General features: G+C 69.5%; 22 protein-coding genes. 19 read left to right on the forward strand and 3 right to left on the reverse strand.

Annotation, left to right across the window (positions count from 1 at the left end; translation table 11 throughout):
• The first annotated feature begins 61 nt into the window (after positions 1 to 61).
• Together ispG and KV396_RS13045 are read left to right on the forward strand one after the other, a co-directional pair.
• On the forward strand, positions 62 to 1,192 hold the full coding sequence (gene ispG, locus KV396_RS13040) for a flavodoxin-dependent (E)-4-hydroxy-3-methylbut-2-enyl-diphosphate synthase (protein WP_247624699.1): 1,131 nt from the start codon (positions 62 to 64) through the stop codon (positions 1,190 to 1,192).
• A gap of 17 nt (positions 1,193 to 1,209) precedes the next feature.
• Positions 1,210 to 2,073: an alanyl-tRNA editing protein gene (locus tag KV396_RS13045; RefSeq protein WP_247955983.1), complete on the forward strand. Its 864-nt coding sequence runs from the start codon at positions 1,210 to 1,212 to the stop codon at positions 2,071 to 2,073.
• Positions 2,074 to 2,080: 7 nt separating this feature from the next.
• Here KV396_RS13045 and KV396_RS13050 read toward each other — a convergent pair whose 3' ends face one another.
• The gene (locus tag KV396_RS13050; protein ID WP_247955984.1) at positions 2,081 to 3,499 is read right to left on the reverse strand and encodes an RNB domain-containing ribonuclease; all 1,419 of its coding nucleotides are present in this window, start codon (positions 3,497 to 3,499) and stop codon (positions 2,081 to 2,083) included.
• Positions 3,500 to 3,591: 92 nt separating this feature from the next.
• On the opposite strand from KV396_RS13050, the gene KV396_RS13055 reads away from it, so the two are divergent.
• From KV396_RS13055 to KV396_RS13090, 8 genes are all read left to right on the forward strand, one after another.
• The gene (locus KV396_RS13055) at positions 3,592 to 4,362 is read left to right on the forward strand and encodes an isocitrate lyase/PEP mutase family protein (protein ID WP_247632419.1); all 771 of its coding nucleotides are present in this window, start codon (positions 3,592 to 3,594) and stop codon (positions 4,360 to 4,362) included.
• 45 nt (positions 4,363 to 4,407) lie between these two features.
• Positions 4,408 to 6,162 carry a proline--tRNA ligase gene (locus KV396_RS13060; RefSeq protein ID WP_247955985.1) on the forward strand — a complete coding sequence of 585 codons (1,755 nt, stop codon included), beginning with the start codon at positions 4,408 to 4,410 and terminating at the stop codon, positions 6,160 to 6,162.
• 95 nt (positions 6,163 to 6,257) lie between these two features.
• Positions 6,258 to 7,322, forward strand: coding sequence for an LOG family protein (locus KV396_RS13065; protein ID WP_247955986.1), 1,065 nt, complete (start codon positions 6,258 to 6,260; stop codon positions 7,320 to 7,322).
• Between the two features lie 87 nt (positions 7,323 to 7,409).
• Positions 7,410 to 8,393 (forward strand): transcription termination factor NusA, encoded by a 984-nt coding sequence (gene nusA, locus KV396_RS13070; protein ID WP_247622757.1) that lies wholly within the window; start codon positions 7,410 to 7,412, stop codon positions 8,391 to 8,393.
• A gap of 96 nt (positions 8,394 to 8,489) precedes the next feature.
• Positions 8,490 to 8,729, forward strand: coding sequence for a YlxR family protein (locus tag KV396_RS13075; protein WP_247622756.1), 240 nt, complete (start codon positions 8,490 to 8,492; stop codon positions 8,727 to 8,729).
• Between the two features lie 59 nt (positions 8,730 to 8,788).
• Positions 8,789 to 11,551, forward strand: a complete 2,763-nt coding sequence (gene infB, locus KV396_RS13080; RefSeq protein ID WP_247955987.1) for a translation initiation factor IF-2 — start codon at positions 8,789 to 8,791, stop codon at positions 11,549 to 11,551.
• Between the two features lie 134 nt (positions 11,552 to 11,685).
• Entirely contained in the window at positions 11,686 to 12,120 is a 435-nt protein-coding gene (rbfA, locus tag KV396_RS13085) for a 30S ribosome-binding factor RbfA (RefSeq protein WP_247622754.1), read from the forward strand.
• Positions 12,121 to 12,251: 131 nt separating this feature from the next.
• Positions 12,252 to 14,405, forward strand: a complete 2,154-nt coding sequence (locus tag KV396_RS13090; protein ID WP_247955988.1) for a helix-turn-helix domain-containing protein — start codon at positions 12,252 to 12,254, stop codon at positions 14,403 to 14,405.
• A gap of 4 nt (positions 14,406 to 14,409) precedes the next feature.
• On the opposite strand, the gene KV396_RS13095 is transcribed toward KV396_RS13090, so the two are convergent.
• A complete protein-coding gene (locus KV396_RS13095; RefSeq protein WP_247955989.1) occupies positions 14,410 to 15,312 on the reverse strand; it encodes an HhH-GPD family protein in 903 nt (300 codons plus the stop codon).
• 66 nt (positions 15,313 to 15,378) lie between these two features.
• Between KV396_RS13095 and truB the strand changes: the two genes are divergently transcribed.
• The 6 genes from truB to KV396_RS13125 all read left to right on the forward strand — a co-directional run bounded on the left by truB (position 15,379) and on the right by KV396_RS13125 (position 21,663).
• Positions 15,379 to 16,272 carry a tRNA pseudouridine(55) synthase TruB gene (gene truB / locus KV396_RS13100; RefSeq protein WP_247632413.1) on the forward strand — a complete coding sequence of 298 codons (894 nt, stop codon included), beginning with the start codon at positions 15,379 to 15,381 and terminating at the stop codon, positions 16,270 to 16,272.
• Complete coding sequence (locus tag KV396_RS13105) at positions 16,269 to 16,637, forward strand: hypothetical protein (RefSeq protein ID WP_247632412.1); 369 nt, start codon at positions 16,269 to 16,271, stop codon at positions 16,635 to 16,637. The genes truB and KV396_RS13105 overlap by 4 nt, the downstream gene beginning before the upstream one ends.
• 56 nt (positions 16,638 to 16,693) lie before the next feature.
• The gene (locus KV396_RS13110; RefSeq protein ID WP_247632411.1) at positions 16,694 to 17,131 is read left to right on the forward strand and encodes a hypothetical protein; all 438 of its coding nucleotides are present in this window, start codon (positions 16,694 to 16,696) and stop codon (positions 17,129 to 17,131) included.
• Entirely contained in the window at positions 17,128 to 18,081 is a 954-nt protein-coding gene (locus KV396_RS13115; RefSeq protein ID WP_247632410.1) for a bifunctional riboflavin kinase/FAD synthetase, read from the forward strand. Before KV396_RS13110 ends, KV396_RS13115 begins: the two co-directional genes overlap by 4 nt.
• Positions 18,082 to 18,281: 200 nt before the next feature.
• Positions 18,282 to 20,426 (forward strand): DEAD/DEAH box helicase, encoded by a 2,145-nt coding sequence (locus tag KV396_RS13120; RefSeq protein WP_247622747.1) that lies wholly within the window; start codon positions 18,282 to 18,284, stop codon positions 20,424 to 20,426.
• A gap of 208 nt (positions 20,427 to 20,634) precedes the next feature.
• Positions 20,635 to 21,663 (forward strand): ATP-dependent 6-phosphofructokinase, encoded by a 1,029-nt coding sequence (locus KV396_RS13125; protein ID WP_247622746.1) that lies wholly within the window; start codon positions 20,635 to 20,637, stop codon positions 21,661 to 21,663.
• 91 nt (positions 21,664 to 21,754) lie between these two features.
• Here the strand turns inward: KV396_RS13125 and KV396_RS13130 are convergent, their stop codons facing one another.
• Positions 21,755 to 23,851, reverse strand: coding sequence for a S9 family peptidase (locus KV396_RS13130; RefSeq protein ID WP_247955990.1), 2,097 nt, complete (start codon positions 23,849 to 23,851; stop codon positions 21,755 to 21,757).
• A gap of 155 nt (positions 23,852 to 24,006) precedes the next feature.
• On the opposite strand from KV396_RS13130, the gene KV396_RS13135 reads away from it, so the two are divergent.
• Genes KV396_RS13135 through KV396_RS13145 form a run of 3 tightly spaced genes read left to right on the forward strand, consistent with a single transcriptional unit; the run spans position 24,007 to position 26,619 of the window.
• Positions 24,007 to 25,332 (forward strand): inorganic phosphate transporter, encoded by a 1,326-nt coding sequence (locus KV396_RS13135; RefSeq protein WP_247632408.1) that lies wholly within the window; start codon positions 24,007 to 24,009, stop codon positions 25,330 to 25,332.
• A complete protein-coding gene (locus KV396_RS13140; protein WP_247622743.1) occupies positions 25,329 to 25,664 on the forward strand; it encodes a peptidase in 336 nt (111 codons plus the stop codon). Before KV396_RS13135 ends, KV396_RS13140 begins: the two co-directional genes overlap by 4 nt.
• Before the next feature lie 46 nt (positions 25,665 to 25,710).
• Positions 25,711 to 26,619, forward strand: coding sequence for a phosphodiesterase (locus KV396_RS13145; RefSeq protein ID WP_247632407.1), 909 nt, complete (start codon positions 25,711 to 25,713; stop codon positions 26,617 to 26,619).
• Positions 26,620 to 26,664: the final 45 nt, after the last annotated feature.

A 26,664-nucleotide genomic window follows, 5' to 3' on the forward strand; every position in this document is an offset into this window, starting at 1 on the left:
CTTCCAGCCTGCGCCCATCCTGGCGGCGTAGTCTGGAGCAGTGCCAGCAGTGAACCTCGGAATGCCGAAGATCCCCGAAGTCCTCGCCCCGCGCCGCAAGTCTCGCCAGATCAAGGTGGGCAAGGTGCTCGTGGGTGGGGATGCTCCCGTCACCGTTCAGTCGATGACGACGACGAAGACGACCGACATCAACGGGACGCTTCAGCAGATCGCCGAGCTCACGGCGTCCGGCTGCGAGATCGTGCGAGTGGCCGTTCCCCACCAGGACGACGCGGATGCGCTCAAGATCATCGCGATGAAGAGCCAGATCCCCGTGATCGCCGACATCCACTTCCAGCCGCGTTACATCTACACGGCGATCGACGCCGGATGCGGTGCCGTGCGGGTGAACCCCGGCAACATCCGCGAGTTCGACGGCAACGTCGGCAAGATCGCCGAGGCGGCGAAGGCCGCGGGCGTCTCCCTGCGCATCGGCGTGAACGCCGGTTCGCTCGACCGGCGCATCCTCGCCAAATACGGCAAGGCCACCGCCGAAGCGCTCGTCGAGAGCGCGGTCTGGGAGGCCTCGCTGTTCGAGGAGCACGACTTCCACGACTTCAAGATCTCCGTCAAGCACAACGACCCGATCGTGATGGTGAAGGCATACCGTCAGCTCGCCGAGCGCGGCGACTGGCCCCTCCACCTCGGCGTCACCGAGGCGGGACCGGCGTTCCAGGGCACGATCAAGAGCGCCACCGCGTTCGGCATCCTCCTCGGCGAGGGGATCGGCGACACCATCCGCGTCTCGCTCTCCGCCCCGCCGGCCGAAGAGGTCAAGGTCGGGCATCAGATCCTGCAGTCGCTGAACCTGCGCGAGCGCAAGCTCGAGATCGTCTCCTGCCCCTCGTGCGGCCGTGCGCAGGTCGACGTCTACACGCTCGCCGAGAACGTCACCGAGGGCCTCAAGGACATGACGGTGCCGCTGCGCGTGGCCGTCATGGGCTGTGTGGTCAACGGGCCGGGCGAGGCGCGCGAAGCAGACCTCGGAGTGGCGTCGGGCAACGGCAAGGGCCAGATCTTCGTCAAGGGCGAGGTCATCAAGACCGTGCCCGAAGCCGACATCGTCGCGACGCTGATCGAGGAGGCGAACCGGATCGCCGCCGAGATGGGTCCCGAAGCCCCGCTCGGCACCGCGCAGGTCGTCACCGTCTGACCCGGCAGAGAGAAGCAATGTCGTCGACAGTCGTGTCGTTCGCCGACGGTTCCGTCCGGGGCGAGAGCGTCATCACCCGTATCGAGCCGGTCGACGACGGCGCCGTGGTCGTCGTCGAGGCGACGCCCTTCCACCCGGTCGATCACACGTGGCCCGATCAGCCGGGCGATACGGGAACGATCGTCGTGGGCGAGGAGAGCGTCGCGGTCGCGGAGGCGGTCATGGCCGCCGTCAGCGATGAGGGCGACTTCGCGATCGGCGCGGCGATCCCGGTGCGACGCGGGGCCGACGGGTGGACGTGGTTGGTCGCCCATCGCCTCGACGGCTCGGCGCCTGCGGGATTCACGGAGGGCGCGGCGGCCCGCCTCGTGGTCGACGAGCCGCACCGAGCGGGACTCAGCCGTGGTCATACGGCCTGCCATCTCGCGTCGCTGGCGCTCGATCTGGCCGTCGCCGACCTGTGGCGCAAGGACCCGGGAACCGATGCCCTCGGTACGCCCGACTTCGAGGGGCGGGCGAATCAGTCCAGCCGTATCCACGAGGACGGCAGCGTCGACGAGTATCGCCTGGGAAAGAGCCTGCGGCGCGCGGGCTTCGACACCGAGACGTTCGCGGCGACGCTCGCCGAGCGGGAGGCATCGATCAACGCGCAGTTGACCGCGTGGGTGTCCTCCGCCGCGGCCAGCCGGATCGTCGCCGAGGGGCCGACGATCGTCGACCGGCGCCGGTGGCACTGCGAGCTCCCCGAGGGGGAGGCGGTGATCCTCTGCGGCGGTACGCACGTGGATTCGCTGGCGGCGTTCGAAGCGATCCGGGTGTCGCTCGATCTGAGCGATCCGCAGCTGCTCGTGATGACGACGACCGTCGTCCCCGCGGCCTGACGCACGGTCAGTCCAGGGAGAACTCGATCTCGCCCGCACCGATGTCCGCACGCGCGACACGCAGGCGGATGACGTCTCCCGGGCGCGCATCGATCGGAACGGGTGCGGATGCCGTGACGGCGGGGTCCGCCAGTTGGATCCGCGCGCGCTCCCCGCGGAGCTCGATGATCGTCGCATCGACCCGGGAACCCACCAGCGGGGTGATGAGCGCGGCCTCGACGGCGTTCACGGTGGCGGCGTCGAGCCGGGAGGCGCGCTGCGACGAGTCCTGCATCAGACCGGGCAGGTCGGCGAGCGAGTCCCGCACCCACGAGGGCACGGCTTCACCGCGGGACACGGCGAGGCAGATCGTCAGCGTCCATCGGTCGACGAGTCGGCGCAGCGGCGCCGTCGCGTGGGCGTAGGGCGCGGCGATCGCGGCCTGCACGGTGTCGGTCGGTGTCGAGCCGTCGAAAGTCACGTAGCCGGCACCTCGGAACAGGGTCGCGGCCGCCTGCAGCACGGGAAGTGTCAGCGGGTCGGTGCGATCCAGGTCCCGGAGGAAGTCGCCGTAATCGCCGGTGGTCCAGGGCCGTCCCAGCGCCGCCGTCTGTCGGCGGAACGTGTCGAACGCCGCGTCGTCGGGGCGGGGCATCGTGCGCAGGATACCCACCTCCGCCTCGAGCATGAGCGAGGCGGCCGCCATGCCCGTCATGAGCGACAACTGCGCGTTCCACTCCTCGACGGGGAGGGGGCTGCGCCGTCGGATCGCGTATCCGCCGGCGTCGGTCCGGACGACCTCTTCGTCGGGCAGGTTCAGGCTGGCGCCGCCCCGGGCTCGCTCCTGCGCGATGCGCAGCCGGCCGATCTCGGGCAGGAGGGAGACGGGTCCGTCCTCGCCACGGTCGACCGCATCCTGGGCGCCGGCGTACTCGAGTTGCACCCGCGACCGGATCAGCGCTCGTTCGAGTGAGGTGTCGACGACGGTTCCGTCACCGTCGAGACCGAAGGTCCATACGAGAGCGGGGCGATCGACGTCGGGGAGCAAGGAGGCGCGGTCCTCGCTCAGCACGGGCGGATGCAGCGGGATCGATCCATCGGCGGCGTAGAGCGTCTGGCCGCGGCGCCGCGCCTCGACATCGACGGCGCCCCCGGGGGAGACGAAGCCGGGGACATCCGCGATCGCGTAGCGCACGGTGTACCCGCGGCCGGCGCGCTCGAGATGGAACGCCTGGTCGAGATCGCGGGAGCCGGGCGGGTCGAGCGTCGCGAACGGCACGTCGCGCAGGTCGAGCTCGGGCGGCGGCGAGGGGGAGGAGAGTGCTTCGTCGAGCGCTTCGGCGGGAAAGTCGACCGGGGCATCGAGGTCTGCACGCAGTGCCGAGAGCGCGACGGCGAGCTCGGTCTGCGCGGCGGAGGGGTCGACGTGCGAACGACGCTGCGGCATGCGTCCACACTAGGCGGATCCTCACGCGGAGGATCGTCACGGGGCGGTTCCCGGCGGCCCGATCGTCGGGGGTTCGCGTTAGCGTGGAGGACATGACCACTTCAGCCAAGGCTCAGACCCTCGTCGACCTCTATGACGCCCCCGAGATCCTCCGCGTCGTGAACGTATGGGATGTGGTGTCCGCGCGAGCGGTCGCCAAGCTCCCCGAGACCCGGGCGATCGCGACGGCCGGTCACGGCATCGCCGCATCGTTCGGCTACGACGACGGCACGATCCCGCGCGACATCATGCTCGACATGGTCGGCCGGATCGCGGCATCCGTCCACGTGCCGGTCACCGCCGACCTCGACGACGGTTACGACGACGCGGGGGAGACCACGCGTCTCGCCATCGCCGCCGGTGTCGTCGGCGCGAACGTCGAGGATCGCCTCAAGCCCCTCGACGAGTCGGTCGCCGTGGTGGAAGCCATCGTCAAGGCGGCCGAGGCGGAGGGCGTGCCGTTCGCCCTCAACGCACGCACCGACGCGTTCGTCCGCGCCGGCGGGCGCCCGGTCGAACAGAGCGTCGCCGACGCGATCCAGCGCGGTCGCGCGTTCATCGATGCCGGCGCCACGTCGGTGTTCGTACCCGGCATCCTCGACGCCCACGTCACTCGCCAGCTGGTCGAGGGCATCGGCGAGCGGAAGGTGAGCGTGATCGGCTTGCCGGGCGCGCTCAGCGCCGCCCAGTACGAGAAGCTCGGCGTCGCCCGTATCTCCTACGGCCCGCTCCCGCAGCGAGCCGCGTTGACGGCGCTGCAGGAGCTCGCCGCCAGCCTCTACAAGGGTGGCGTCGTGCCCGAGGGTCTCCCGGCGCTCAACTGAGTCATCCGCCGAAAGACGACGACCACGGGTCAGTAGACTTGGCCCGTGGTCACTCGTCTTTCGAACTTCTTCCTCCGTACTCTCCGTGAAGACCCTGCAGGTGCAGAGGTCGCGAGTCATAAGCTGCTGATCCGCGCCGGCTACATCCGGCCGCAGGCGGCGGGCATCTTCGCGTGGCTGCCACTGGGCCTGCGGGTCAAGTCGAAGATCGAGACCGTCGTGCGCGAGGAGATGGCCGCGGCCGGCGCGCAGGAGGTTCACTTCCCGGCGCTCATGCCGCGCGAGGCCTACGAGGCGACGGGACGATGGGACGAGTACGGCGACCTGCTCTTCCGCCTGAAGGACCGCAAGGGGGGCGACTATCTGCTCGCGCCCACCCACGAGGAGGCCTTCACGCAGCTCGTGAAGGATCTCTATTCGTCGTACAAGGACCTGCCGCTGACGATCTACCAGATCCAGGACAAGTACCGCGATGAGGCCCGCCCGCGTGCCGGTCTGCTGCGCGGACGCGAGTTCACGATGAAGGACGCCTACTCCTTCGACGCGTCCGACGAGGGGCTGGAGGCCAGCTACCAGGCGCAGCGCGATGCGTACGAGCGCATCTTCCAGCGCCTGGGGCTCGAGTACGTGATCGTTCAGGCGGATGCCGGGGCGATGGGCGGCTCGCGCAGCGAGGAGTTCCTGCACCCGACCCCGGTCGGCGAGGACACCTTCGTGCGCAGCGCCGGCGGATACGCCGCGAACGTCGAGGCGTTCACCACCGCCGTGCCCGACGCCGTCGCCTTCGACGCCGATGCCGCGCCGATCGTCTTCGACTCGCCGGACACCCCGACGATCGACACGCTCGTCGCGCATTCCAACGCCGTTCTCGACGGGGAGTACTCGGCCGCGGACACGCTCAAGAACGTCGTCCTCGCCCTCACGCACCTCGACGGCACGCGCGAACTGGTCGTCGTCGGCATCCCGGGCGACCGCGAGGTCGACGAGAAGCGCGCCGAGGTGGCCTTCGCGCCGGCCGAGGTCGAGACCGCCACCCCGGAGGACTTCGCGAAGCATCCGCTGCTCGTGAAGGGCTACATCGGCCCGTGGTCGAGCACGGGCGCGGTGCTGGGCGAGGAGTCCGCCACCGGGATCCGTTATCTCGTCGACCCGCGGGTCAGCGAGGGCACCAGCTGGATCACCGGGGCGAACATCGACCAGAAGCACGCGCACTCGGTGGTCGCCGGGCGCGACTTCACAGCCGACGGCATCGTCGAGATCGCCAACGTGCGCGCCGGCGACCCCGCCCCCGACGGCTCCGGACCCGTGGAGCTCGCGCGCGGCATGGAGATCGGGCACGTCTTCCAGCTCGGGCGCAAGTACGCCGAGGCGCTCGGTCTCAAGGTGCTCGACGTCAACGGCAAGCTCGTCACGGTCACGATGGGCTCGTACGGCATCGGCGTCACGCGCATCCTGGCGATCATCGCCGAGCTCAACAACGACGACAAGGGGCTCATCTGGCCCGCGTCGGTCGCGCCCTTCGACGTGCAGGTCGTCGCCGCCGGCCGCGACCAGATCGCGTTCGACGTCGCGGCGGAGCTCTCGTCCGCTCTGGAGGGCATCGGGCTCGACGTGCTCTACGACGATCGCCCCAAGGTCTCACCCGGTGTGAAGTTCGGCGATGCCGAGCTCGTGGGCGTGCCGAAGATCGTGATCGTCGGGCGCGGCGCGGCCGAGGGCCAGGTCGAGCTGTGGGATCGCGTCACGGGTGACCGCGAGGCCGTGTCGATCGCCGAAGCCGTCGAACGACTCTCCCGCTGACGATCGAACGAACGCCGCGTCCCGTCGGGGCGCGGCGTTCGCGTTCTCGGTGTGGCACCTCGCGCCCGTTCAGCGGGTCGTGACACGCTGGACGCATGATCGACGAACCGCTCCCCGACGCCCTGAGTGCCGAGATCAACGCCGTGCTCGACGATGCCGGAGTGCATGCCGACCGTCGGCTCGTGATGAGGATGCTGCGCACCGCGATCCTGCTGGGGGAGGACGGCACCGACCGTCTCGACCTCAAGATCGCTTCAGCGGCGCTCGCGGAGATGCGCGACGCGTTCCGACTGTTCGCGCCGTACCGCGGTGTGCCCAAGGTCACGGTCTTCGGATCCGCTCGCACGCGCACCGACGATCCGCTGTACCGGCAGGCCCGCGACGTCGCGGCGGCGCTGGCGACCGATGGATGGATGGTCGTCACCGGTGCAGGGCCGGGGATCATGCAGGCCGCGGCGGAGGGAGCCGGGCCCGCGCTCTCGCTCGGTGTCTCGATCCGCCTGCCCTTCGAAGAGAAGCCCAACGGGATCGTGTCGTCCGGTCAGGACCACGTCGTGGCGATGAAGTACTTCTTCACCCGCAAGCTGATGCTCATCAAGGAGTCGGAGGGGTTCATCTGCCTGCCCGGCGGGTTCGGCACGCTCGACGAGATGTTCGAGCTCCTCACCCTGCAGCAGACGGGCAAGGCGGAGCCGATGCCGATCGTGCTCCTCGACGAGACCGGTGGGCGATTCTGGGAGGGGCTGCGCAGTTTCGTCGACGAGCACCTCGCGCCGGCGGGGGTGATCTCGGAGGGCGATTTCGATCGAGTGGTGATCACGGACTCCGTCGACGCCGCGCGGGCGGAGATCACGGGGTTCTGGCGCAACTACGATTCGCTGCGCTGGTTCGGGGACACCCTGGTGCTGCGGCTCCGGGCGGAACCGACGGATGCCGAGCTCGCCGACCTGAACGAGCGCTTCGCGTCGATGTTGGCGTCCGACCGCATCGAGCGCGCGACCCCGCGATCCGTGGAGATCGCCGATGGCGATGCCGTCGACCTTCCTCGCCTGGCGCTCCGCCTCGATCAGCGACGCGTGGGCGACCTGTTCCGATTGATCGGCGCGATCAACGCCCTGCCCTCCGCGGATGAGCTGCCGGAGAGGTCGCCGTCGGCCTGACGTGGCGACCCGTGGCGGGGGCGGGGTATCGTTGTACGGATGTCGCGTGTGTGATTCCGCGCGACGAGAGCTGAATAGGGAGCCGTCATGGATATCGAACTGAGCCTGCTGCGTGGAATCGAGAAGGAGAAGGGGATCCCCTTCGACGAACTCGTCGCGATCATCGAGCAGGCGATCCTGACCGCCTACTCCAAGCATGTCTCGGCCGAGGGCGACCTTCCCGAGGGCGTGCGCGTCGACCTCGATCGCAAGACCGGTCACGTCGCCGTTCTGCAGGCGGTCTCCGACGACGAGGGCGCCATCATCGGCGAGGAGGACGCGACGCCGAGCGACTTCGGCCGCATCGCCGCTTTCGCCGCCAAGCAGGTCATCAGCCAGCGCCTCCGCGACATCGCCGACGAGGCCGTGCTCGGCGAGTTCCGCGGCAAGGAGGGCGACATCGTCGCGGGCGTCATCCAGCAGGGTCCGAACCCGCGGATGATCCATGTGGATCTCGGTTCCGTCGAGGCCATCCTGCCCCCCGAGGAGCAGGTTCCCGGCGAGGAGTACACGCACGGATCGCGCATCCGCGTCTACGTGACGAGTGTGGCGAAGGGGCTGAAGGGCCCGCAGATCACCGTCTCGCGCACGCATCCCGGTCTCGTCCGCAAGCTCTTCGCGCTCGAGGTCCCCGAGATCGCGGCCGGCCTCGTCGAGATCGTCTCCCTGGCCCGCGAGGCGGGGCACCGCTCGAAGATCGCGGTCAAGGCCAACGACCCGTCCATCAACGCCAAGGGCGCCTGCATCGGCGAGCTCGGCCGCCGCGTGCGCGCCGTCACCGAAGAGCTGTCGGGGGAGAAGATCGACATCGTCGACCACGACCCGGAGCTCGCGGCCTTCGTCGCGAACGCGCTCTCCCCGGCGAAGGTGACGAGCTCGTTCATCCTCGACGCCACCACCAAGGCCGTCCGAGCCCTCGTCCCCGATTACCAGCTCTCGCTGGCCATCGGCAAGGAAGGGCAGAACGCCCGTCTCGCCGCGAAGCTCACGGGCGCCAAGATCGACATCCAGCCGGACAGCGTCCTGGACTGAGCGCCCACCGTCCGCTCGGCACGCGCCGCCCGCGTACCGAGCGAGAGGAAACGCAGGTGTAAGATGGAACCCGTACGAACGTGCGTCGGCTGTCGCATGCGTGCTCCCCGCTCCGCCCTCCTCAGGGTGGTGTCCCAGAACGGAATCCTCATCATCGATGAGCGCGCCGTCCTGCCGGGGCGAGGCGCGTGGATGCATCCGACGCAGGAATGCATGGCGTCCGCACTGCGGCGCCGCGCTTTCGGACGAGCACTCCGTGTGTCCACCCCTGTGGACACGCAGACCATCGAGAAACGGCTGAACGGCTATGGAAACAAAGTGAACGGCTCGAAATGAGACCCGTCCGCGACTAATGGTCTGCCCTGTCTGGGCAGACTGCCCCAGACAGGAGAATTGTGGCTGGTAAACCACGCGTACACGAGATCGCCGCCGAACTCGGCGTCGACAGCAAGGTCGCACTTGCAAAGCTGAAGGAACTCGGCGAATTCGTCAAGAGTCCCTCATCGACCATCGAACCGCCGGTGGCGCGCAAGCTGCGCGCGGCGATCGATGCCGACCCCTCGCTCAAGGCATCCGCCGAGACTGCTCCGGCTGCGAGCCCCGCCGCCAAGCAGGCAGCCGCCAAGCCGTCAGCGGCCAAGCCGGCCGGCAAGTCGGCGCCGACCCCGGGCCCCAAGCCCGGTCCCAAGCCCGCACCCGCACCGGTCGTCGAGACGCCCGCTGCGGAGGCTCCCGTTGCGGAGTCGTCCGCGCCCGCCCCGGCGGCCCCTGCACCGGAGGCACCGGCACCCACCGCGCCCGCCGGTGACAGCGGCGCGCCCAAGCCCGGCGCTCCGCGCCCGGGGAACAACCCGTTCTCGTCGGCCCAGGGCATGGGACAGCGTCCCACCGGTCCTCGCCCGGGGAACAACCCCTTCGCTTCGGCGCAGGGCATGGGACAGCGCCCGACTCCGGGCAACATCCCGCGCCCGCAGGCGCCGCGCCCCGGTGCACCCCGTCCGGGTGCTCCGCGTCCCGGCTCGCCCCGTCCCGGTGCCCCTCGCGGTGGCCAGGGCGGTCGTCCCGGTGCTCCGTTCCAGCAGCGTCCCGGCGGCCCCGGTCGTCCCGGTGGCGCCGGTGGACCCGGTGCCGGTCCCGGCGCACGTCCCGGTGGTGGCTTCGCCGGTCGTCCCGGTGGTGGCGGCGGTCGTGGCCGTGGTCCCGGCGGTGGTACCGCCGGTGCGTTCGGTAAGGGCGGCGGCAAGAGCAAGCAGCGCAAGTCGCGGCGGGCGAAGCGGCAAGAGTTCGAGATGCGGAGCGCCCCGGTCGTCGGCGGCGTCAACGTCACCCGTGGAAACGGGGAGATCATCCGCATGCGCCGTGGTGCGTCGATCGCGGACTTCGCCGACAAGATCGAGACGCTGACCGGTTACACGGTCCAGCCCGGAACCCTCGTCACGATTCTCTTCAACCTGGGTGAGATGGCCACGGCCACCGAATCCCTCGACGAGGCCACGTTCGAGGTCCTCGGCGAGGAGCTCGGCTACAAGATCCAGATGGTCTCGCCCGAGGACGAGGACAAGGAGCTCCTCGAGGGCTTCGGTCTCGACCTCGAGAAGGAGCTGGAGGAGGAGAGCGACGACGACCTCGAGATCCGCCCGCCGGTCGTCACCGTCATGGGTCACGTCGATCACGGTAAGACCCGACTGCTCGACGCGATCCGTCAGACCAACGTCATCGAGGGCGAAGCCGGCGGCATCACCCAGCACATCGGTGCCTACCAGGTGTGGACGGAGCACGAGGGCATCGAGCGTGCCATCACCTTCATCGACACGCCGGGTCACGAGGCCTTCACGGCCATGCGTGCCCGTGGTGCCCAGGTCACCGACCTCGCGATCCTCGTGGTCGCGGCCGACGACGGCATCATGCCGCAGACGGTCGAGGCGCTCAACCACGCCCAGGCGGCGAACGTGCCGATCGTGGTCGCGGTGAACAAGGTCGACAAGCCGGACGCCAACCCGTCGAAGGTGCGCCAGCAGCTCACCGAGTACGGGCTGGTCGCCGAGGAGTTCGGTGGCGACGTCATGTTCGTCGACGTCTCGGCGCGTGCCAACACCGGCATCCAGGAGCTCCTCGACGCCGTGCTGCTCACGGCCGACGCGGGTCTCGACCTCACCGCCAACCCGAACAAGGCCGCTCGCGGTGTCGCCATCGAGGCGAAGCTCGACAAGGGCCGCGGTTCGGTCGCGACGGTGCTCATCCAGTCCGGAACGCTCCGCGTCGGAGACGCGATCGTCGCCGGCACCGCCTACGGACGTGTGCGTGCGATGGCCGACGAGAACGGCGAGCAGGTCCTCGAGGCCTACCCGTCGCGTCCGGTCCAGGTTCAGGGTCTGAACTCGGTGCCCCGCGCCGGTGACGTGTTCATCGTCACCGACGAGGACCGCATGGCTCGCCAGATCGCCGAGAAGCGTGAAGCGGTCGAGCGCAATGCGCAGCTGGCCAAGGCCCGCAAGCGCATCTCGCTCGAGGACTTCACCCGTGCGCTCGAAGAGGGCAAGGTCGAGTCGCTCAACCTCATCATCAAGGGTGACGTCTCGGGTGCCGTCGAGGCGCTCGAGGAATCGCTGCTCAAGATCGAGGTCGACGACTCCGTCCAGCTGCGCATCATCCACCGCGGTGTGGGTGCGATCACCGAGTCCGACGTCAACCTCGCGACGATCGACAACGCGATCATCGTGGGCTTCAACGTCCGCCCCGACACGAAGGCGCGCGAGCGCGCCTCCCGCGAAGGCGTGGACATCCGGTTCTACTCGGTCATCTACAACGCGATCGACGAGATCGAGAACTCCCTCAAGGGAATGCTCAAGCCGGAGTACGAAGAGGTCCAGTCGGGTGTCGCCGAGATCCGCGAGGTGTTCCGCTCCTCGAAGTTCGGCAACATCGCCGGTGTCATCGTGCGATCGGGAACGATCACGCGAAACGCCAAGGCCCGCGTCATCCGCGACGGAGTCGTCCTCGCGGACGGCCTGGCGATCGAATCGCTGCGTCGCTTCAAGGACGACGTCACCGAGGTGCGTACGGACTACGAAGCCGGTATCGGCCTCGGCAAGTACAACGACATCCAGATCGGTGACGAGATCGAGACGACCGAGCTGGTGGAGAAGCCGCGCGGCTGATCCTCGTTGAGTCGCTCCGGCGATGGATGCCATCGGGATAACGGGAACCCCCAAGACCCCGACTATCCCGATGGCATCCATCGCCTCCGCAACAGTTTCACGCCGCTGCGGCGGTTGAAGAGAGAGAATCAAGCATGGCTGGAGAACGACAGGCTCGCCTCGCCGACCGGATCCGCGTGATCCTCGCCGAGCGGCTCGAGAAGGGGCTGCGCGACCCGCGGCTCGGCTTCGTGACGATCACCGACGTACGCGTGAGCGGTGACCTCCAGCACGCGTCGGTGTTCTACACCGTTCTCGGCACCGAGGAGGAGCGCATCGCCAGCGGCGCGGCGCTGACCTCGGCCACGGGGATGCTGCGCAGCGAGGTGGGGCGACAGCTCAGCACCCGTCTGGTGCCCACGCTGGAGTTCATCCCCGATGCGCTCCCGGAGAACGCCGACCACATCACCGCGCTGCTGCGTCAGGCTCAGGAGCGCGACGCCGAGGTGGCGAAGCTCGCCTCCTCCGCCTCCCACGCCGGCGACGCCGACCCGTACGTGCGCGCGGAGGATGAGGACTCCGACCGCTGATCCCGCCTGCGCGGAGACGCGTTGGGTATATCGCTCGATGACCGTCGCGGTCGCGGTTCTGCTTGCTACCGTCGCACCGGATGAGAAGCGTCTCATCCGGTGCGAGGGGGTGCATCATCGACGGCGCAGTGGTGTCCGGAGGAACGAGTCACGCGTGGGCGACGGTCGGTCCGTTGCTCGGCGAGCTGATCGACGAACAGATCGGGTGCGCGCCGCACGTGCTGTCGCGCCTCATGGTCGATCTGCACGCGAATGCGCCCACGATCCGCCAGGTGGCGGCCGCGTTGACGCGCGGGCAGCGCCAGGGGCTGCTTCCGCTGCCGTCTCCTCTCCCGATGGTGCCCGCCGTCGTCGAGGCCTTCAGAGGGCTCGATCTCTCGGCGCGTGATCGCGCCCTTCTCTTCGCGCTGGCCGTGACGCTGACCGACGAGCTGGAGCCGCTCCTGGCCTTCGACGGACGCACGGCCGAGGATCTCGCGGCATCCGCGATCGGCGGGCATCTCGACCTGCACGCGGGCCGCATCCGTCTGCAGGACCGGCGACTCGCGATCTGGATATCCGCGGGCATGGGGTCGGGCGAGGCCGCCCGGGTGCACGCGCGTCTGCACGAGGTTTTCGCGCGGCAGCGGCGCACGATCGAGGCGGACTGGCATCGAGCGCGCGCGTCGCTGGAGATGGACCCCGGATCCGCCCGCGAACTCACGCGGATCGCGAGAGGGCTGTCGGAAGCGGGGCACGCCGATCGCGCCCTGATGATCGCGCGCGAGGCGGCCGCGCACGCCGCGGGGCGGGATCTCGACGAAGCCCGGATGGTCGCCGGCGCGGCCGCGATCGGGGGCGGGTACGCGCTCGAGGCTGCCGCCTGGCTCGGCACCCTGTTCCCGCACGGAACGGAGCGCTATCGGCTGCAGGGCCTCGCCGGCCTGCTCATCGCACAGGCTCACCTGCAGGGGTCGGTTCCCGAGATCGACCTGGAAGCGCTGCGCCCGGCCTCGGATGCACCGGAGGACTGGTACTCGATCGCTCGGGGAGCGGCGCTGGCCGTGCCCCTGTGCGCGGAGCGCGGTGACCGACGGGGCATGCGCGCCTGGCGGGAGTCGCTGCGGTACGCCTCTGCCCGGGTCGGTGTCGAGTCGAAGCTCCGAGACCCCGCAGTCGCTCTCGCGTGGCTGCTCGTGGGCGAGTCCGAAGAAGACGATGCCGAGGGCACGGGTCCGGTGACGGGTGGCCTGATGCGCGCGCTGACCTCCGCTCTCGACGGACGGATCGACGTCGGGCTGCGCCTGCTCGCCCATGAGGACGCGCTCGCGTCCGGGGTGGATCCGCTCGTAGAGGGATTCGAGCGGAGTCCGCTCGTCGATGCGTACCGCGCGGTCGCGCACGCCCTGCTCCTGGTCTGGCGCGGTGACATGGGCGAGGCACGCGAGCATCTGCTCACGGCATCCATGACGCTCCCGGTGAGCATGCCGTTCGCCGGACTCGGTGTCGTTCTCGCCCGCAGGCTCGACCTCGCCGTGCTCGGAGAGCTGGGACCCTTCGCTCGTGCGCTGACCTGTGCGCTGCCGTCGGCTCAGCGGATCGATCTGCTGGTCGATCAGGGTATCGAGGCGTTCCTCGACGGAGATTTCGACGGAGCCGCCGGATTCGTCCGGCTGTGGCGCGAGCTCGGGGCACCGCAGACGTCGTTCGCCGTTCCCGGACTCGAGGAGATCCGCCCGGGCGGTGACGAGGAGCCGGCTGTGCGTCTCATCGAGCCCCCGGAGGTCAGCCTCGCCCGCTCGCTCCGTACACGCGTCGCCACCGCTCCCGATGTGCGCTGGCACTCCGAGCGCGACGAGGTCCTGCGCGCGGCCCGCACTCTGCGGTCGCCGTTCGCGCGCGCTCGCATCGAGGCGATGCTCGGTACCCGTGCGGCGATCCGCGGGGAGGCGGTCGTCGCTCGCGAGCACCTGCGCACGGCGCTCAGCCTGTTCGAGCTCTCGGGGGCTCACGCCTGGGCGCGATCGGTCGTGCGCAGGATCGCGACCCTCGACGCCGATGACGCATCGTCGGCGATCGATCCGCTGGCGGCGTGCCGGGCGGCATGGTCGCAGCAGCTCACCGCGCGCGAGCTCGAGGTCGCGATGCGAGCGGCGGCCGGCGCGAGCAACCGGGAGATCTCGGAAGCACTGGTGGTGTCGGTGCGCACGGTCGAGGTGCACATCGGACGGGCGTTCGCGAAGCTCGGCGTGCGCTCGCGGGTCGAGCTCACCGTGCTGGCTCACCGGACCAATCAGCTGCTGTGAGGAGTCAGCGCGGTAGCGCGATCTCTCCGTTCCCGGCCTCGGCGAGCCCGTCCGCGACGAGCGAGTCGATCGCGCGATCCCGTTGCAACGGATCCGGCCAGTCCGGCAGCAGATCCTCCAAGGCGATGCCTGCGGGGGCGATCTCCCTAAGTACGCGCAGCACCGCGCCGCGCGCCTGCCGATCCGATCCTTCGTAGGCCGCCTGCTTTCGGCGGGTATCCACTGTCGCGGGACTCCCTGCGGCGAGCCACGCGCACCGGTCGGCGATCGGGCACTCTTCGCAGAACGGCGCGCGTGCGGTGCACACGGTGGCGCCGAGCTCCATGACGGCGGCGTTGAACACCGCGGCGGCGGAGTCGTCCACCGGCATCTGCGCCTCCATCAGGGCGAGGTCGCGCCGTGAGGGAGGGCCCGGGTGCGCGCTGCCGTCGACGGCGCGCGCAAGCACGCGGCGGGTGTTGGTGTCGACCACCGGATGCCGGTCGCCGTAGGAGAAGACGGCCACCGCGCGGGCGGTGTAGTCGCCGATCCCGGTGAGCGCGAGCAGCGCGGGGACGTCTCGGGGGACCGTTCCGTCGTGCTCGCGGACGACCTCCGTCGCCGCGCGGTGGAGCCAGAGCGCGCGGCGCGGATAGCCGAGGTTCGCCCATTGCTGCACGACCTCGGCGGGGGAGGCCGTGGCCATGTCCGCCGGCGACGGCCAGCGCTCCAGCCACGCATCGAGACGGGGGATCACGCGGGCGACGGGCGTCTGCTGCAGCATGAACTCGCTCACGAGCACGCCCCAGGCGCCGAAACGCTCGTGGAACTCCGGCCGACGCCAGGGCAGATCGCGAGCCGCGGAACGGTACCAGTCGATGACCGGGGCGGCGATCTCCCGGTCGCGGTTCTCGGGCGTCTCCGGCATCCGACAAGCCTATTCGAGCCGCGACCGCGTGTTCGCCCGTGCGGCCGGGCACCGTAGGCTGGAGGGATGGTTCTGCCGGGCATCCTCCTCGTCGACAAGCCCGCAGGGCTGACCAGCCACGACGTCGTCGCGCGCACGCGTCGTGCGTTCGGCACCCGCAAGGTCGGGCACGCCGGCACGCTCGACCCGATGGCGACCGGACTGCTCGTGATCGGCATCGAGGGCGCCACCCGGCTCCTCACCTACATCGTGGGCGCCGGCAAGACCTACGAGGCGACCATCCGTCTCGGACAGGCCACGGGCACCGACGACGCCGACGGAGAGATCACCGCGCACGCGGATCCCGCCGCCTGGGCGGACGTCTCCGACGCACGCATCGCCGCGGAGATCTCGGCCCTGACCGGTGAGATCTCGCAGGTTCCCAGCGCGGTGTCCGCGATCAAGGTCGACGGTCGCCGCGCATACGATCGCGTCCGTGCGGGGGAGGAGGTCGTCCTCGACGCAAGGAACGTCGTCGTCTCGCGCTTCGATGTCGTCGGCGACAGAGCGGGTGACGGCATCCGCGATCTCGACGTGATCGTGGAGTGCTCGTCCGGTACGTACATCCGGTCGTTGGCCCGCGACCTCGGTGCCGCGCTGGGCGTCGGCGGGCACCTCACCGCGCTGCGGCGTACCCGGGTGGGGTCGTTCGACGTCGCGGATGCCGTCGACATCGATTCCCTCGAGGGGGCTCCGGTCCTCACCCCTGCGCAGGCCGCGGAGCTCATCCTGCCCGTGCTGTCCGTCTCCGCCGAGGAAGCGCGGGATCTGCGCCACGGGAAGAGACTCGCCGGCCAAGCCGGCCGGATCGATGCACCGCTGGTCGCGGCCATCGACGACGAGGGTGTTCTCGTCGGTGTCGTCGAGAAACGCGGAGGCGACCTCAAGAGCGCCATGAACATGCCGGAGAGTGCCCGATGATCCTGTGGTTCACCCTCGCCCAGATCGTGGTGGCGGTCGTCGCCGGAGCGTTCTGCGTCGTGGCGGGACTCGCCGGCCGTCGCCCGACCGACTGGTCCGTCGGCGCCGTCGCCCTCGTCGAGGCCCTGCTGGTCGCCCAGGTGGTCACCGCGATCATCGCTCCGCTCGTGGGGAACCCGCCCACGGGGGACCTCCTCGAGTTCTGGGTCTATCTCGTCTCCGCCGTGCTCCTGCCGATCGGGGCCGTGCTCTGGGCGTTGATGGAGCGCAGCCGCTGGAGCACCGTCATCCTCGGAGTCGCCGCCCTGGCCATCGCGATCATGGTGTGGCGCATGCACGTCATCTGGACCGTGCAGATCGCGTAACCCGGAGCCGCACACGGACGTCGGTCCCCTCTGGCGCATCTAGGATGGAATGCGCTATGAGCACCACCGCCCCCACCACCAGGATGACCGGAATCGGTCGCGTCCTCGTGATCGTCTACGCCGTCATGGCGCTCGCGGCCACCGGCCGGAGCTTCGTGCAGATCTTCCGACGGTTCGACGAGGCTCCTCTCTCGTACTCGCTCTCGGCCGTCGCCGCCGTCGTCTACATCCTCGCGACCCTGGCGCTCGTGCTCGCGAGGCGGCGCGGCTGGTACACCGTGGCCTGGGTGGCGATCGTCTTCGAACTCACGGGTGTCCTGGTCGTGGGCCTGCTCAGCATCCTGATCCCCGAGCAGTTCCAGCACGAGACCGTGTGGTCGCTGTTCGGACGCGGATACCTCTTCATCCCGCTGGTGCTCCCGGTGTTCGGCATCTGGTGGCTGCGGACCAACCGGCCGGACGTCGCACGGACGACCGTCGAGGTCGACGCGTGATCGTCTTCCGCGATCTCGCCGAGGTCCCGGAGGGCTTCGGCCCCAGCATCGTGGCGATCGGCAAGTTCGACGGGGTGCACGCCGGCCATCGTGCCGTGATCCGACGGCTCGAGGAACGAGCGGCCGAGACGGGCGCGCGTTCCGTCGCCGTCACCTTCGACCGCAACCCGCTGGCGATCCTGCGACCCGACCGCTGCCCCGAGAACGTCGTGACGGTGGAGCGCAAACTCGAGCTCCTCGGCGAGCTCGGTCTGGATGCCACGCTGCTGCTCACCTTCGACGAGGAGATGGCCTCGCTCAGCGCCGAGGACTTCGTGACCGAGATCCTGGTCGCGGCTCTCGGGGTCTCGACCGTCCTCGTGGGCGAGGACTTCCGCTTCGGGAACCGCGGTGCGGGCACCCCCGAGCTGCTGCGCGAGATGGGGCCGAGCCACGGGTTCACCGTCGAGGTGGTCGATGACGTCTACCTTCCCGGCTCCGCACGACGGGTGTCGTCGACGTGGATCCGCGAGCTCCTCATCGCCGGCGATGTGACCGGCGCCGCACGGGTGCTCGGACGCTCGCCCGATGTGCGCGGCGTCGTCGTCCACGGCCTCAAGCGGGGACGGGAGTTGGGATACCCGACCGCGAACCTGTCGGCCGTCGTCGATGCGTTCGTCCCGGCCGACGGCGTGTACGCCGGGTGGTTGATCGACCACGACACGGGCATCCGTCACCCCGCCGCGATCTCCGTCGGGACGAACCCGACCTTCGACGACGTGCTCGAGCGTCAGGTCGAGGCGCACGTGCTCGGCGAGACCGGTCTCGACCTCTACGGGCACGACGTCACCGTCGAGTTCACCGAGCGCCTGCGCGGCATGGTCGCCTTCGAGGGCATCGAGAAGCTCACGGCGCAGATCGCCGCCGACGTGAGCGATGCGGAGCGCGTGCTGCGCGAGCAGACCGCCTGATCGGTCCGCCGCGCGCGTCGCCACGGGGGTTCCTCGCCCGGGATGGCGTAGAGTGGTCGCAGTCATCGTCGAATCTTCCGCGTCCTGCGCGCATCGGCGAGATGATCGATCTACATCCGCACGGTCCTGGCTCACGCCACACGCGGACAACAGAGCGCCGGAGCCCCTGGGGCGTTCCGGCCTTCACGCTCAGGAGGAGCATGCCGACCACGGCAACCGCCGCCACACGGCGCAAGAAGTCGTCTCGTCGCGATGACGAGGCGCCCCTCATCCCGATCCTCGCGCGCAAGGTGCGCGAGATCGAGGCCAAGTCCCAGCGCGGAAAGCTGGGACCGACCAACCGCGTCAAGTTCCAGGTGATCGCGTTCCTGGTGCGCGAAGAGCGCGCCAGGGTCAAAGCGGATGCCGACATCGGTGATGCCGCACGCGCCGAGCTGCTCAAGCGGCTCGACGGCGTCGCGACCATCCTCGCCAAGACGGCGGCGCGCGACACGTCGCTCATCCAGCTGCTCGAAGCGGACCAGGCGACCTCACCGGTCGCCAAGCGCATGCGCCGCGACTGGCTGCTCGAGTCCGGTGCGGAGCTCGCTCCGGAAGAGTTGATCATCGCCGATGCCGCGCCGGTACAGATCTCCGTCGTTCCCGCGGCCATCGCCGAGCGTCAGGTGACCCCGCCGTCGGTCGAGGCCCGTCAGCTCGCGAACCCGTTCCTCGCCCCCGATCTCACGCCGCGCGTGACCACCACCCCGCGCCGTCGCCTCGACGGCTGGGAGCTGATGGGCCCGCTGTACAAGGCGTTCGAGACCGGTGCGGGCGGCTCGGCCGCCAGCATGGAGCTGCCTCCGGCACCCGAGTACGACCACATCTCGCCGAAGGGTCTCGAGGTGATGGTGCATCAGTCCCGCTTCCTCGAGGCGGTTCGCGACGGGCATCGCAGCTTCCTCCTGGCCGATGAGCCCGGCCTCGGCAAGACCGCCCAGTCGGTTCTCGCCGCCTCGGTCGCGGGCGCCTACCCGCTCCTGGTCGTGGTCCCGAACGTCGTCAAGATGAACTGGGCGCGCGAGGTCGAGCGGTGGACGCCGCAGCGGCGTGCGACCGTGATCCAGGGCGACGGCGACGACATCGACGCCTTCGCCGACATCTTCATCGTCAACTACGAGATCCTCGATCGCCATCTCTCGTGGCTGTCGTCGATCGGACTGCGCGGCATGGTCGTCGACGAGGCGCACTTCATCAAGAACCTGTCGTCGCAGCGCTCGCAGAACGTGCTGTCGTTGGCCTCTCGTGTGCGCGAGCGCACGCCCGGCGGGAAGCCGCTCATGCTGGCCCTGACCGGTACGCCGCTGATCAACGACGTCGAGGACTTCGACGCGATCTGGCGGTTCCTCGGCTGGACCACGGGGGAGAAGCCCGGTCCGGAGCTCATGGAGAAGCTCGACGCGACAGGATTCACTCCGGCCGACAAGGCGTTCTACCCCGAGGCGCGCGACGCCGTCATCTCGATGGGGATCGTCCGCCGCAAGAAGAAGGACGTCGCAGCCGATCTGCCCGACAAGCTGATCGCCGATCTCCCCGTGCAGCTCGACGACGAGTTCGGGCGGAGCATCCGCCAGGCCGAGCGCGAGCTGGGGGAGCGTCTCGCCGCCCGCTACCGTCGGATCATCGAGGCCCGTGGCGATCGCGGCCTCGCGCCGGGCGAGATCGACGACGACATCGTGCGTCTCGTCGCCCAGAACGAGCTCGAGGAGTCGAAGGCAGCCGGAACCGGGGGCGACAACGTCTTCACCATGGTCCGGCGTATCGGCCAGGCCAAGGCGTCGCTCGCCGCCGACTATGCGGCGCAGCTGCAGCGCTCGGTGGGCAAGGTCGTGTTCTTCGCGAAGCACATCGACGTGATGGATCAGGCGGAGGCGCACTTCGCCGCCGCGGGCATCCGCTCGGTCTCGATCCGTGGCGACCAGACGACGACGGTCCGTCAGCAGGCGATCGACGACTTCAACGGCGACCCCGAGGTCGGCATCGCGGTCTGCTCCCTCACCGCAGCGGGCGTCGGTCTCAACCTGCAGGCGGCGTCGAACGTCGTGCTCGCCGAGCTGTCGTGGACGGCGGCCGAGCAGACGCAGGCCATCGACCGCGTGCACCGCATCGGTCAGGACGAGCCGGTCACCGCGTGGCGCATCATCGCCGCGCACACGATCGACACGAAGATCGCCGAGCTCATCGATCAGAAGCAGGGCCTGGCCGCTCGTGCGCTCGACGGCGAGGCCGTCGACGATGCGGCAGCCGAGCCCGTGCAGCTCGGGGCGCTCATGCATCTGCTACGGGAGACGCTGCGCAGCGCGTGAAAAGTCGTTAAGAATCGCGATTCTTGATCGCGATTCGAGGGCCGAGAAGGGCCATTCGGAGAAGTTGTGCCGGATGGTCCTTTTTCTTCGGCAAGATCTCCGGTTTTCGACATGCTCGAATGGCGCTCGACGGGCGCATGGCACTAGTGTCGATCGCAGGCAGCGTCGCCTTTCCCCTTTCCTTCTCCCGAGCGTCTGAGGCAACAGCATGAAGATCGGAATCCTGACGAGCGGTGGCGACTGCCCCGGACTCAACGCGGTGATCCGCGGCGTCGTGCTCAAGGGCACGACCACTTACGACATCGAGTTCGTCGGCATCCGCGACGGGTGGCGAGGGGTCGTCGACGGCGACTTCTTCCCGCTCACGCGCCACGAGGTCAAGGGCCTCTCGAAGGTCGGCGGAACGATCCTCGGCACCAGCCGGACGAACCCGTACGAGGGGCCGCGGGGCGGCGCCGAGAACATCGCGAAGACGCTCGCGGCGCACAACATCGACGGCATCCTGGCGATCGGCGGAGAGGGCACGCTCGCGGCCGCCAACCGTCTCGCGAACGACGGCATCAACGTGATCGGTGTGCCGAAGACGATCGACAACGATCTGCGAGCGACCGACTACTCGTTCGGCTTCGACACCGCGGTGAACATCGCCACCGATGCCATGGACCGCCTGCGCACCACCGGCGATTCGCATCAGCGTTGCATGGTGGCCGAGGTCATGGGCCGCCACGTCGGGTGGATCGCACTGCACGCGGGTATGGCCGCCGGCGCGCACGTCATCTGCATCCCCGAGGTGCCGATGTCGATCGACGAGATCACCGCTCTCGTCTCGAGCGCGCACGACCGCGGTCGTGCGCCGCTCGTCGTCGTCTCCGAGGGCTTCACGCTCACCGGGATGGACACCGCGTACAGCGACAAGGGGCTCGACGCGTTCAACCGTCCCCGGCTCGGTGGCATCAGCGAGGTGCTCGCCCCCGAGATCGAGCGCATCACCGGTATCGAGACGCGTTCGACGGTGCTCGGACACATCCAGCGCGGAGGGTCTCCCTCCGGATTCGACCGGGTCCTCGCGACACGCCTCGGCCTGCACGCGGCGGATTCGCTCGTCGCCGAGTCCTGGGGCCGCATGGTCTCGCTGCGCGGCACCGACATCGTCGAGGTGCCGTTCGCCGAGGCGCTGGGCGAGCTGAACACGGTTCCCCGCAGCCGCTACGACGAGGCCGCAGCGCTCTTCGGCTGAGCGCGTCAGGTCGAATCAGGCGATCGCGCCGCATCGGGCCGCTCCTCAGCGGAACGGACCCATGCGGCGCGATCGCCTTCTCTTCGCGCGGTCAGTCGGCGAGGCCGAGCGTGTCGAGCAGCCAGGCGAGCTCGAACGCACGCTCGCGCCAGGAGTTGTAGCGCCCGCTGACCCCGCCGTGCCCGGCGACCATCTCGCACTTGAGCAGGACGTCGGATGCTCCGGCCTCCCGCAGACGGGCGACCCACTTCGCCGGCTCGACGTAGAGGACGCGCGTGTCGTTGAGCGACGTCACCGCGAGGATGCGCGGGTACTGCACGCCGTCGCGGACGTTCTCGTACGGCGAGTAGGACTTCATGTACGCGTAGACGTCGGCGTCGTGGAGTGGATCGCCCCACTCGTCCCACTCGATGACGGTGAGGGGGAGCGACGGATCGAGGATGGTCGTGAGGGCGTCCACGAACGGGACGGCGGCGAGCACGCCGGTGAACAGTTCGGGAGCGAGGTTGGTGACGGCGCCCATCAGGAGTCCGCCGGCGCTGCCGCCCTCGGCGACCAGGCGGTCGGGAGCGGTCACCCCGGTGTCGACGAGGTGACGCGCGCTCGCGACGAAGTCCGTGAAGGTGTTGCGCTTGTGCAGCAGCTTGCCGTCCTCGTACCACTGGCGGCCCATCTCGCCGCCGCCGCGCACGTGCGCCACAGCGAAGACGACGCCGCGATCGAGTTCCGACAGGCGGGCCACCGAGAACCCGGGATCGATCGAGTGCTCGTAGGAGCCGTAGCCGTAGAGGTGCAGAGGGCGCGGAGTTTCGCCGGGGGTGCCGAACTCCTTCTTCCACACCAGCGAGATCGGCACTCGGGTGCCGTCGTCGGCCGTCGCCCAGTCCCGCCGCTGCCCGTACTCGGTCGGGTCATAGCCGCCGAGCACGGTGACGCGCTTGCGGAGCAGCAGCTCCTTCGTCGCGAGGTCGAGGTCGTACACGGTGCCCGGAGTGACGAACGACGTGTACCCGAGGCGCAGGAAGGGGGAGTGCCACTCCGGGTTGCCGCTCACTCCGGCCGAGTACAGCGGTTCGTCGAAGGGGATGTCCGCGACGGCATCCGTCGTGTAGTCGAGCAGACCCACCCGCTCCAGGCCTTCCGCCCGGTACTCGACCGTCGCGAAGTCGCGGAACGCATCGACGCCGAGCAGCCGCCGACCGGGCTCGTGCGGCAGGATGATGCGTCGCGCACCCTGGGGTGCCTCGGAGGCGACCGAGACCAGTTCGAAGTCGAGGGCATCGTCGTTGTGGAGGATGAGCAGCCGGTCCTCACCGTCGACGACCGCGTGCTCGACCGAGTACTCGACGCCTTCGGCGCGCGGCCAGACGATCCGCGGCTCCGCCGTGAGAGGCCCGGCGAGATCGACCAGGTACTCCTCGCTCGTGATGCTCGAGCCGACGCCGATGACCAGGTACTTCCGGCTGCGGGTGATGCCCGCGCCGAGCCAGAACTTCTCGTCGGGTTCGTGGAACAGCTGGACGTCCTCGGACACCGGGGTTCCGAGCGCGTGCAGCCAGAGAGTGTCGGGACGCCAGGCGTCGTCGCGCGTCGTGTAGAGGATGGCCGAGCCGTCGGGCGTGAAGAACGCGCCGGCGGTGTTCGGGATCTCGTCGGCCAGGGTCTCGCCGGTGGTGAGGTCGCGCACACGGATCGTGTAGACCTCGTCGCCCTCGAAGTCGGTCGACCAGAGCAGCTTGGTCGCGTCGTCGGAGGTGTCGAACGCTCCGAGGGAGAAGAACTCGTGACCCTCGGCCTCGACGTTCCCGTCGAGGAGCACGACCTCGCCGGGAACGGCGACGTTCGGCGTCAGCTGCGGGGGAGTCCAGTCGTCGGTGTCGGCCGCCGCACGGCAGTGGATCGGGTACTGCGCCCCCTCGACCGTGCGGCTGTAGTACCACCAGTCGCCGCGGCGGGTCGGCACCGAGAGATCAGTCTCCTGCACGCGGCCCTTGATCTCCTCGAACAGCGTCTCGCGGAGTCCGGCGAGGTGCGCGGTCTCGGCATCCGTGTGCGCGTTCTCGGCCTCGAGGTGCGCGACGACCTCGGGGGACTCCTTCTCGCGCAACCATTCGTACGGGTCGTCGAACGTGTCGCCGTGGTGGGTGCGGAGGGTCGAGCGTCGGTCTGCGATCGGGGCGTTGGTCACCGCTCCACGCTATCCCAGGTCGAGTTGACCGGCACCGGGGACGGTGGGAGGATTCAACGGGGCCGGTTAACGGAAGTCAAACCCACGGTGAACTCTTCGTTCGTCACGTCGATCTCGTCGACATCTCCCTCTTCCTCAACGACCGAAAGCGAACGGTGGAAACCGCAGCCCTCCTCGTCGTGCTGGTGATCCTGCTGGCACTCTTCTTCGACTTCACCAACGGCTTCCACGACACCGCGAACGCGATGGCCACGCCCATCGCCACCGGTGCCCTCAAGCCCAAGACCGCCGTGCTCCTCGCCGCGGTGCTGAACCTCGTCGGCGCCTTCCTGTCGACCGAGGTCTCCAAGACCGTCTCGCACGGGATCATCCACGAGGACGGCATCCAAGCCGCCGTCTTCCTGCCGATGATCTTCGCCGGGCTCATCGGCGCGATCACCTGGAACATGCTCACCTGGCTGCTCGGGCTGCCCTCGAGCTCGTCGCACGCGCTGTTCGGCGGTCTCATCGGCGCCACGCTGGTGGGCGTGGGTGTGCAGGGAATCGACTTCGGGATGGTGCTGTCGAAGATCATCCTTCCCGCCCTGATCGCGCCGGTCACCGCCGGGATCATCGCCTTCGTCGCCACCAAGGCGGCGTACTCGATCACGCGTCGCTACGACGGCAAGCCCGACGGCCGTGACGGATTCCGCTGGGGGCAGATCTTCACGTCCTCGCTCGTCGCACTCGCGCACGGAACCAACGACGCGCAGAAGACGATGGGTGTCATCACCCTCGCCCTCATCACCGTGGGATGGCAGAACGCCGATCAGGCCGACCCGTACCTCTGGGTGATCATCGCCTGTGCGGTGACGATCGCTCTCGGCACGTACCTCGGCGGATGGCGGATCATCCGCACCCTCGGCAAGGGACTCACCGACGTGAAGCCGGCGCAGGGCTTCTCGGCCGAGAGCGCGACGGCGGCCACGATCCTCGCCTCGAGCGCATTCGGCTTCGCGCTCTCGACGACGCAGGTCGCCTCCGGCTCGGTGATCGGTTCCGGTCTGGGCCGCCGCGGGTCGACGGTGCGCTGGCGGACGGCCGGTCGCATCGCGATCGGCTGGCTCCTCACGCTTCCGGCCGCCGGCGCGGTCGGCGCGCTGGCGGCGCTCATCGCCCTCTGGCTCGGAGGCTGGGGCATCGCGATCGACGCGGTCCTCGCCCTCGCCGTCATCATCGGGCTCTTCCTGCGCTCGCGGCGTGACGCGGTCACGCCCGCGAACGCGATGAGCGATGTGGCCGAGTCCGGCCTCGCGATCGATCTGCCGGATGCCCCGCCGCCCACGCGCCGCCAGCAGCGGATCGAGCAGGCCAAGGCCGAAGCCAAGGCCCGCAAGCAGGCGAAGGCGGATGCGCGAGCGCAGGGCAAGAACGGCACGCGCACCAAGAGCACGACCGCGGTCCGCGACGAGGCCGGCACCGAGAAGGGAACGGGCGAATGAGCGTCTCCATCGATTGGCTCGCCTTCTTCCAGGTGTTCGTCGCGGCGCTGATCGGCGCCGTCGCGATCGTCACCTTCTACGCCTTGGGTCTGCGCCTGCTGGTGCGCAGCGGGCACGCTCCCGTCGTGAGCCCCGCGGAGTTCACGGACGCGATCACGGTCATCACCGAGAAGGACCTCCGGCGAGCCGAGAAGCAGGCCGCCAAGGCGGCGCGCAAGAGCCCGCTCACCGACGGGCAGAAGCGCCTGTCGCTCGTCGGTGCGTACGGATGCTTCGCCCTCTGCGCGCTCGCGGTCGTCGCCGGCATCATCATCATCGTCGTCGGCCACTGACGGGCCAGGGCGCTCCGGCGTCCCACCCCCGTCGTAGGCTGGTGCCATGCCAGGGCCCTACGTCTTCGGTCGGCATCAGCCGGCGTCGCACACGATCATCCATGTCAGCGACCCGCACTTCCTCGCCGGAGGCGCGCGCTTGGGCGGGCGCTACGACGTCGACGACACGTTCGCGCGCACGTTGGTCGCGATCCGAGCGGTTCACCCCACTCCGGCAGCGATCGTCCTCACCGGTGACCTGACCGATCTGGGGGAGCCCGACGCCTATCGTCGCCTGCGTGCCGCGGTCGAGCCGGTCGCCCGGGAACTCGGGACGCAGGTGATCTGGGTCGCGGGCAACCACGACGAGCGACCCGCGCTGCGGGAGGGACTGCTGGACGCGCCCGCGACGGAGGAGCCCGTCACCGGTGTCTGGGAGATCGACGGTCTGCGTATCATCGCGCTCGACACCTCGGTGCCCGGCTGGCACCACGGCGACCTCGACGACGGCCAGCTCGCCTGGCTCGCCGACGTTCTGCGGACCCCGGCTCCGCAGGGCACGCTGCTGGCCATGCACCACCCGCCCCTGCCGAGCCACCTCCCGCTGTTCGACATCCTCGAACTGCGCCATCAGGAGAAGCTCGAGGCCGTGATCCGGGGGAGCGACGTGCGGGGCATCCTCGCCGGTCACCTCCACTACTCGTCGACCGGGGTGTTCGCCGGGGTGCCCGTGAGCGTCGCCTCCGCCACCTGCTACACCATGAACGTCGCGCGTCCGGCGGCCGAGGTCAACGGGATGGATGCCGCGCAGGCGTTCAACCTCGTGCACGTCTACCCCGACACCATCACGCATACGGTCGTGCCGGTGACGACGGCGCCCACCGGCGAGTACTTCTCGGAGGCGTGGCTCGAGAAGATGGCGGCGCTGGATCCCGAGGCGCGTCTGGAGGCGTTCTCGCGGAAGCCGACGCGCTGATGCGGTGCCCCGAGCGCGGCGAAGGCGCGGGCGTAGACTGGAGTC

This window comes from Microbacterium galbinum, from assembly GCF_023101185.1.
Taxonomy (GTDB): domain Bacteria; phylum Actinomycetota; class Actinomycetes; order Actinomycetales; family Microbacteriaceae; genus Microbacterium; species Microbacterium galbinum.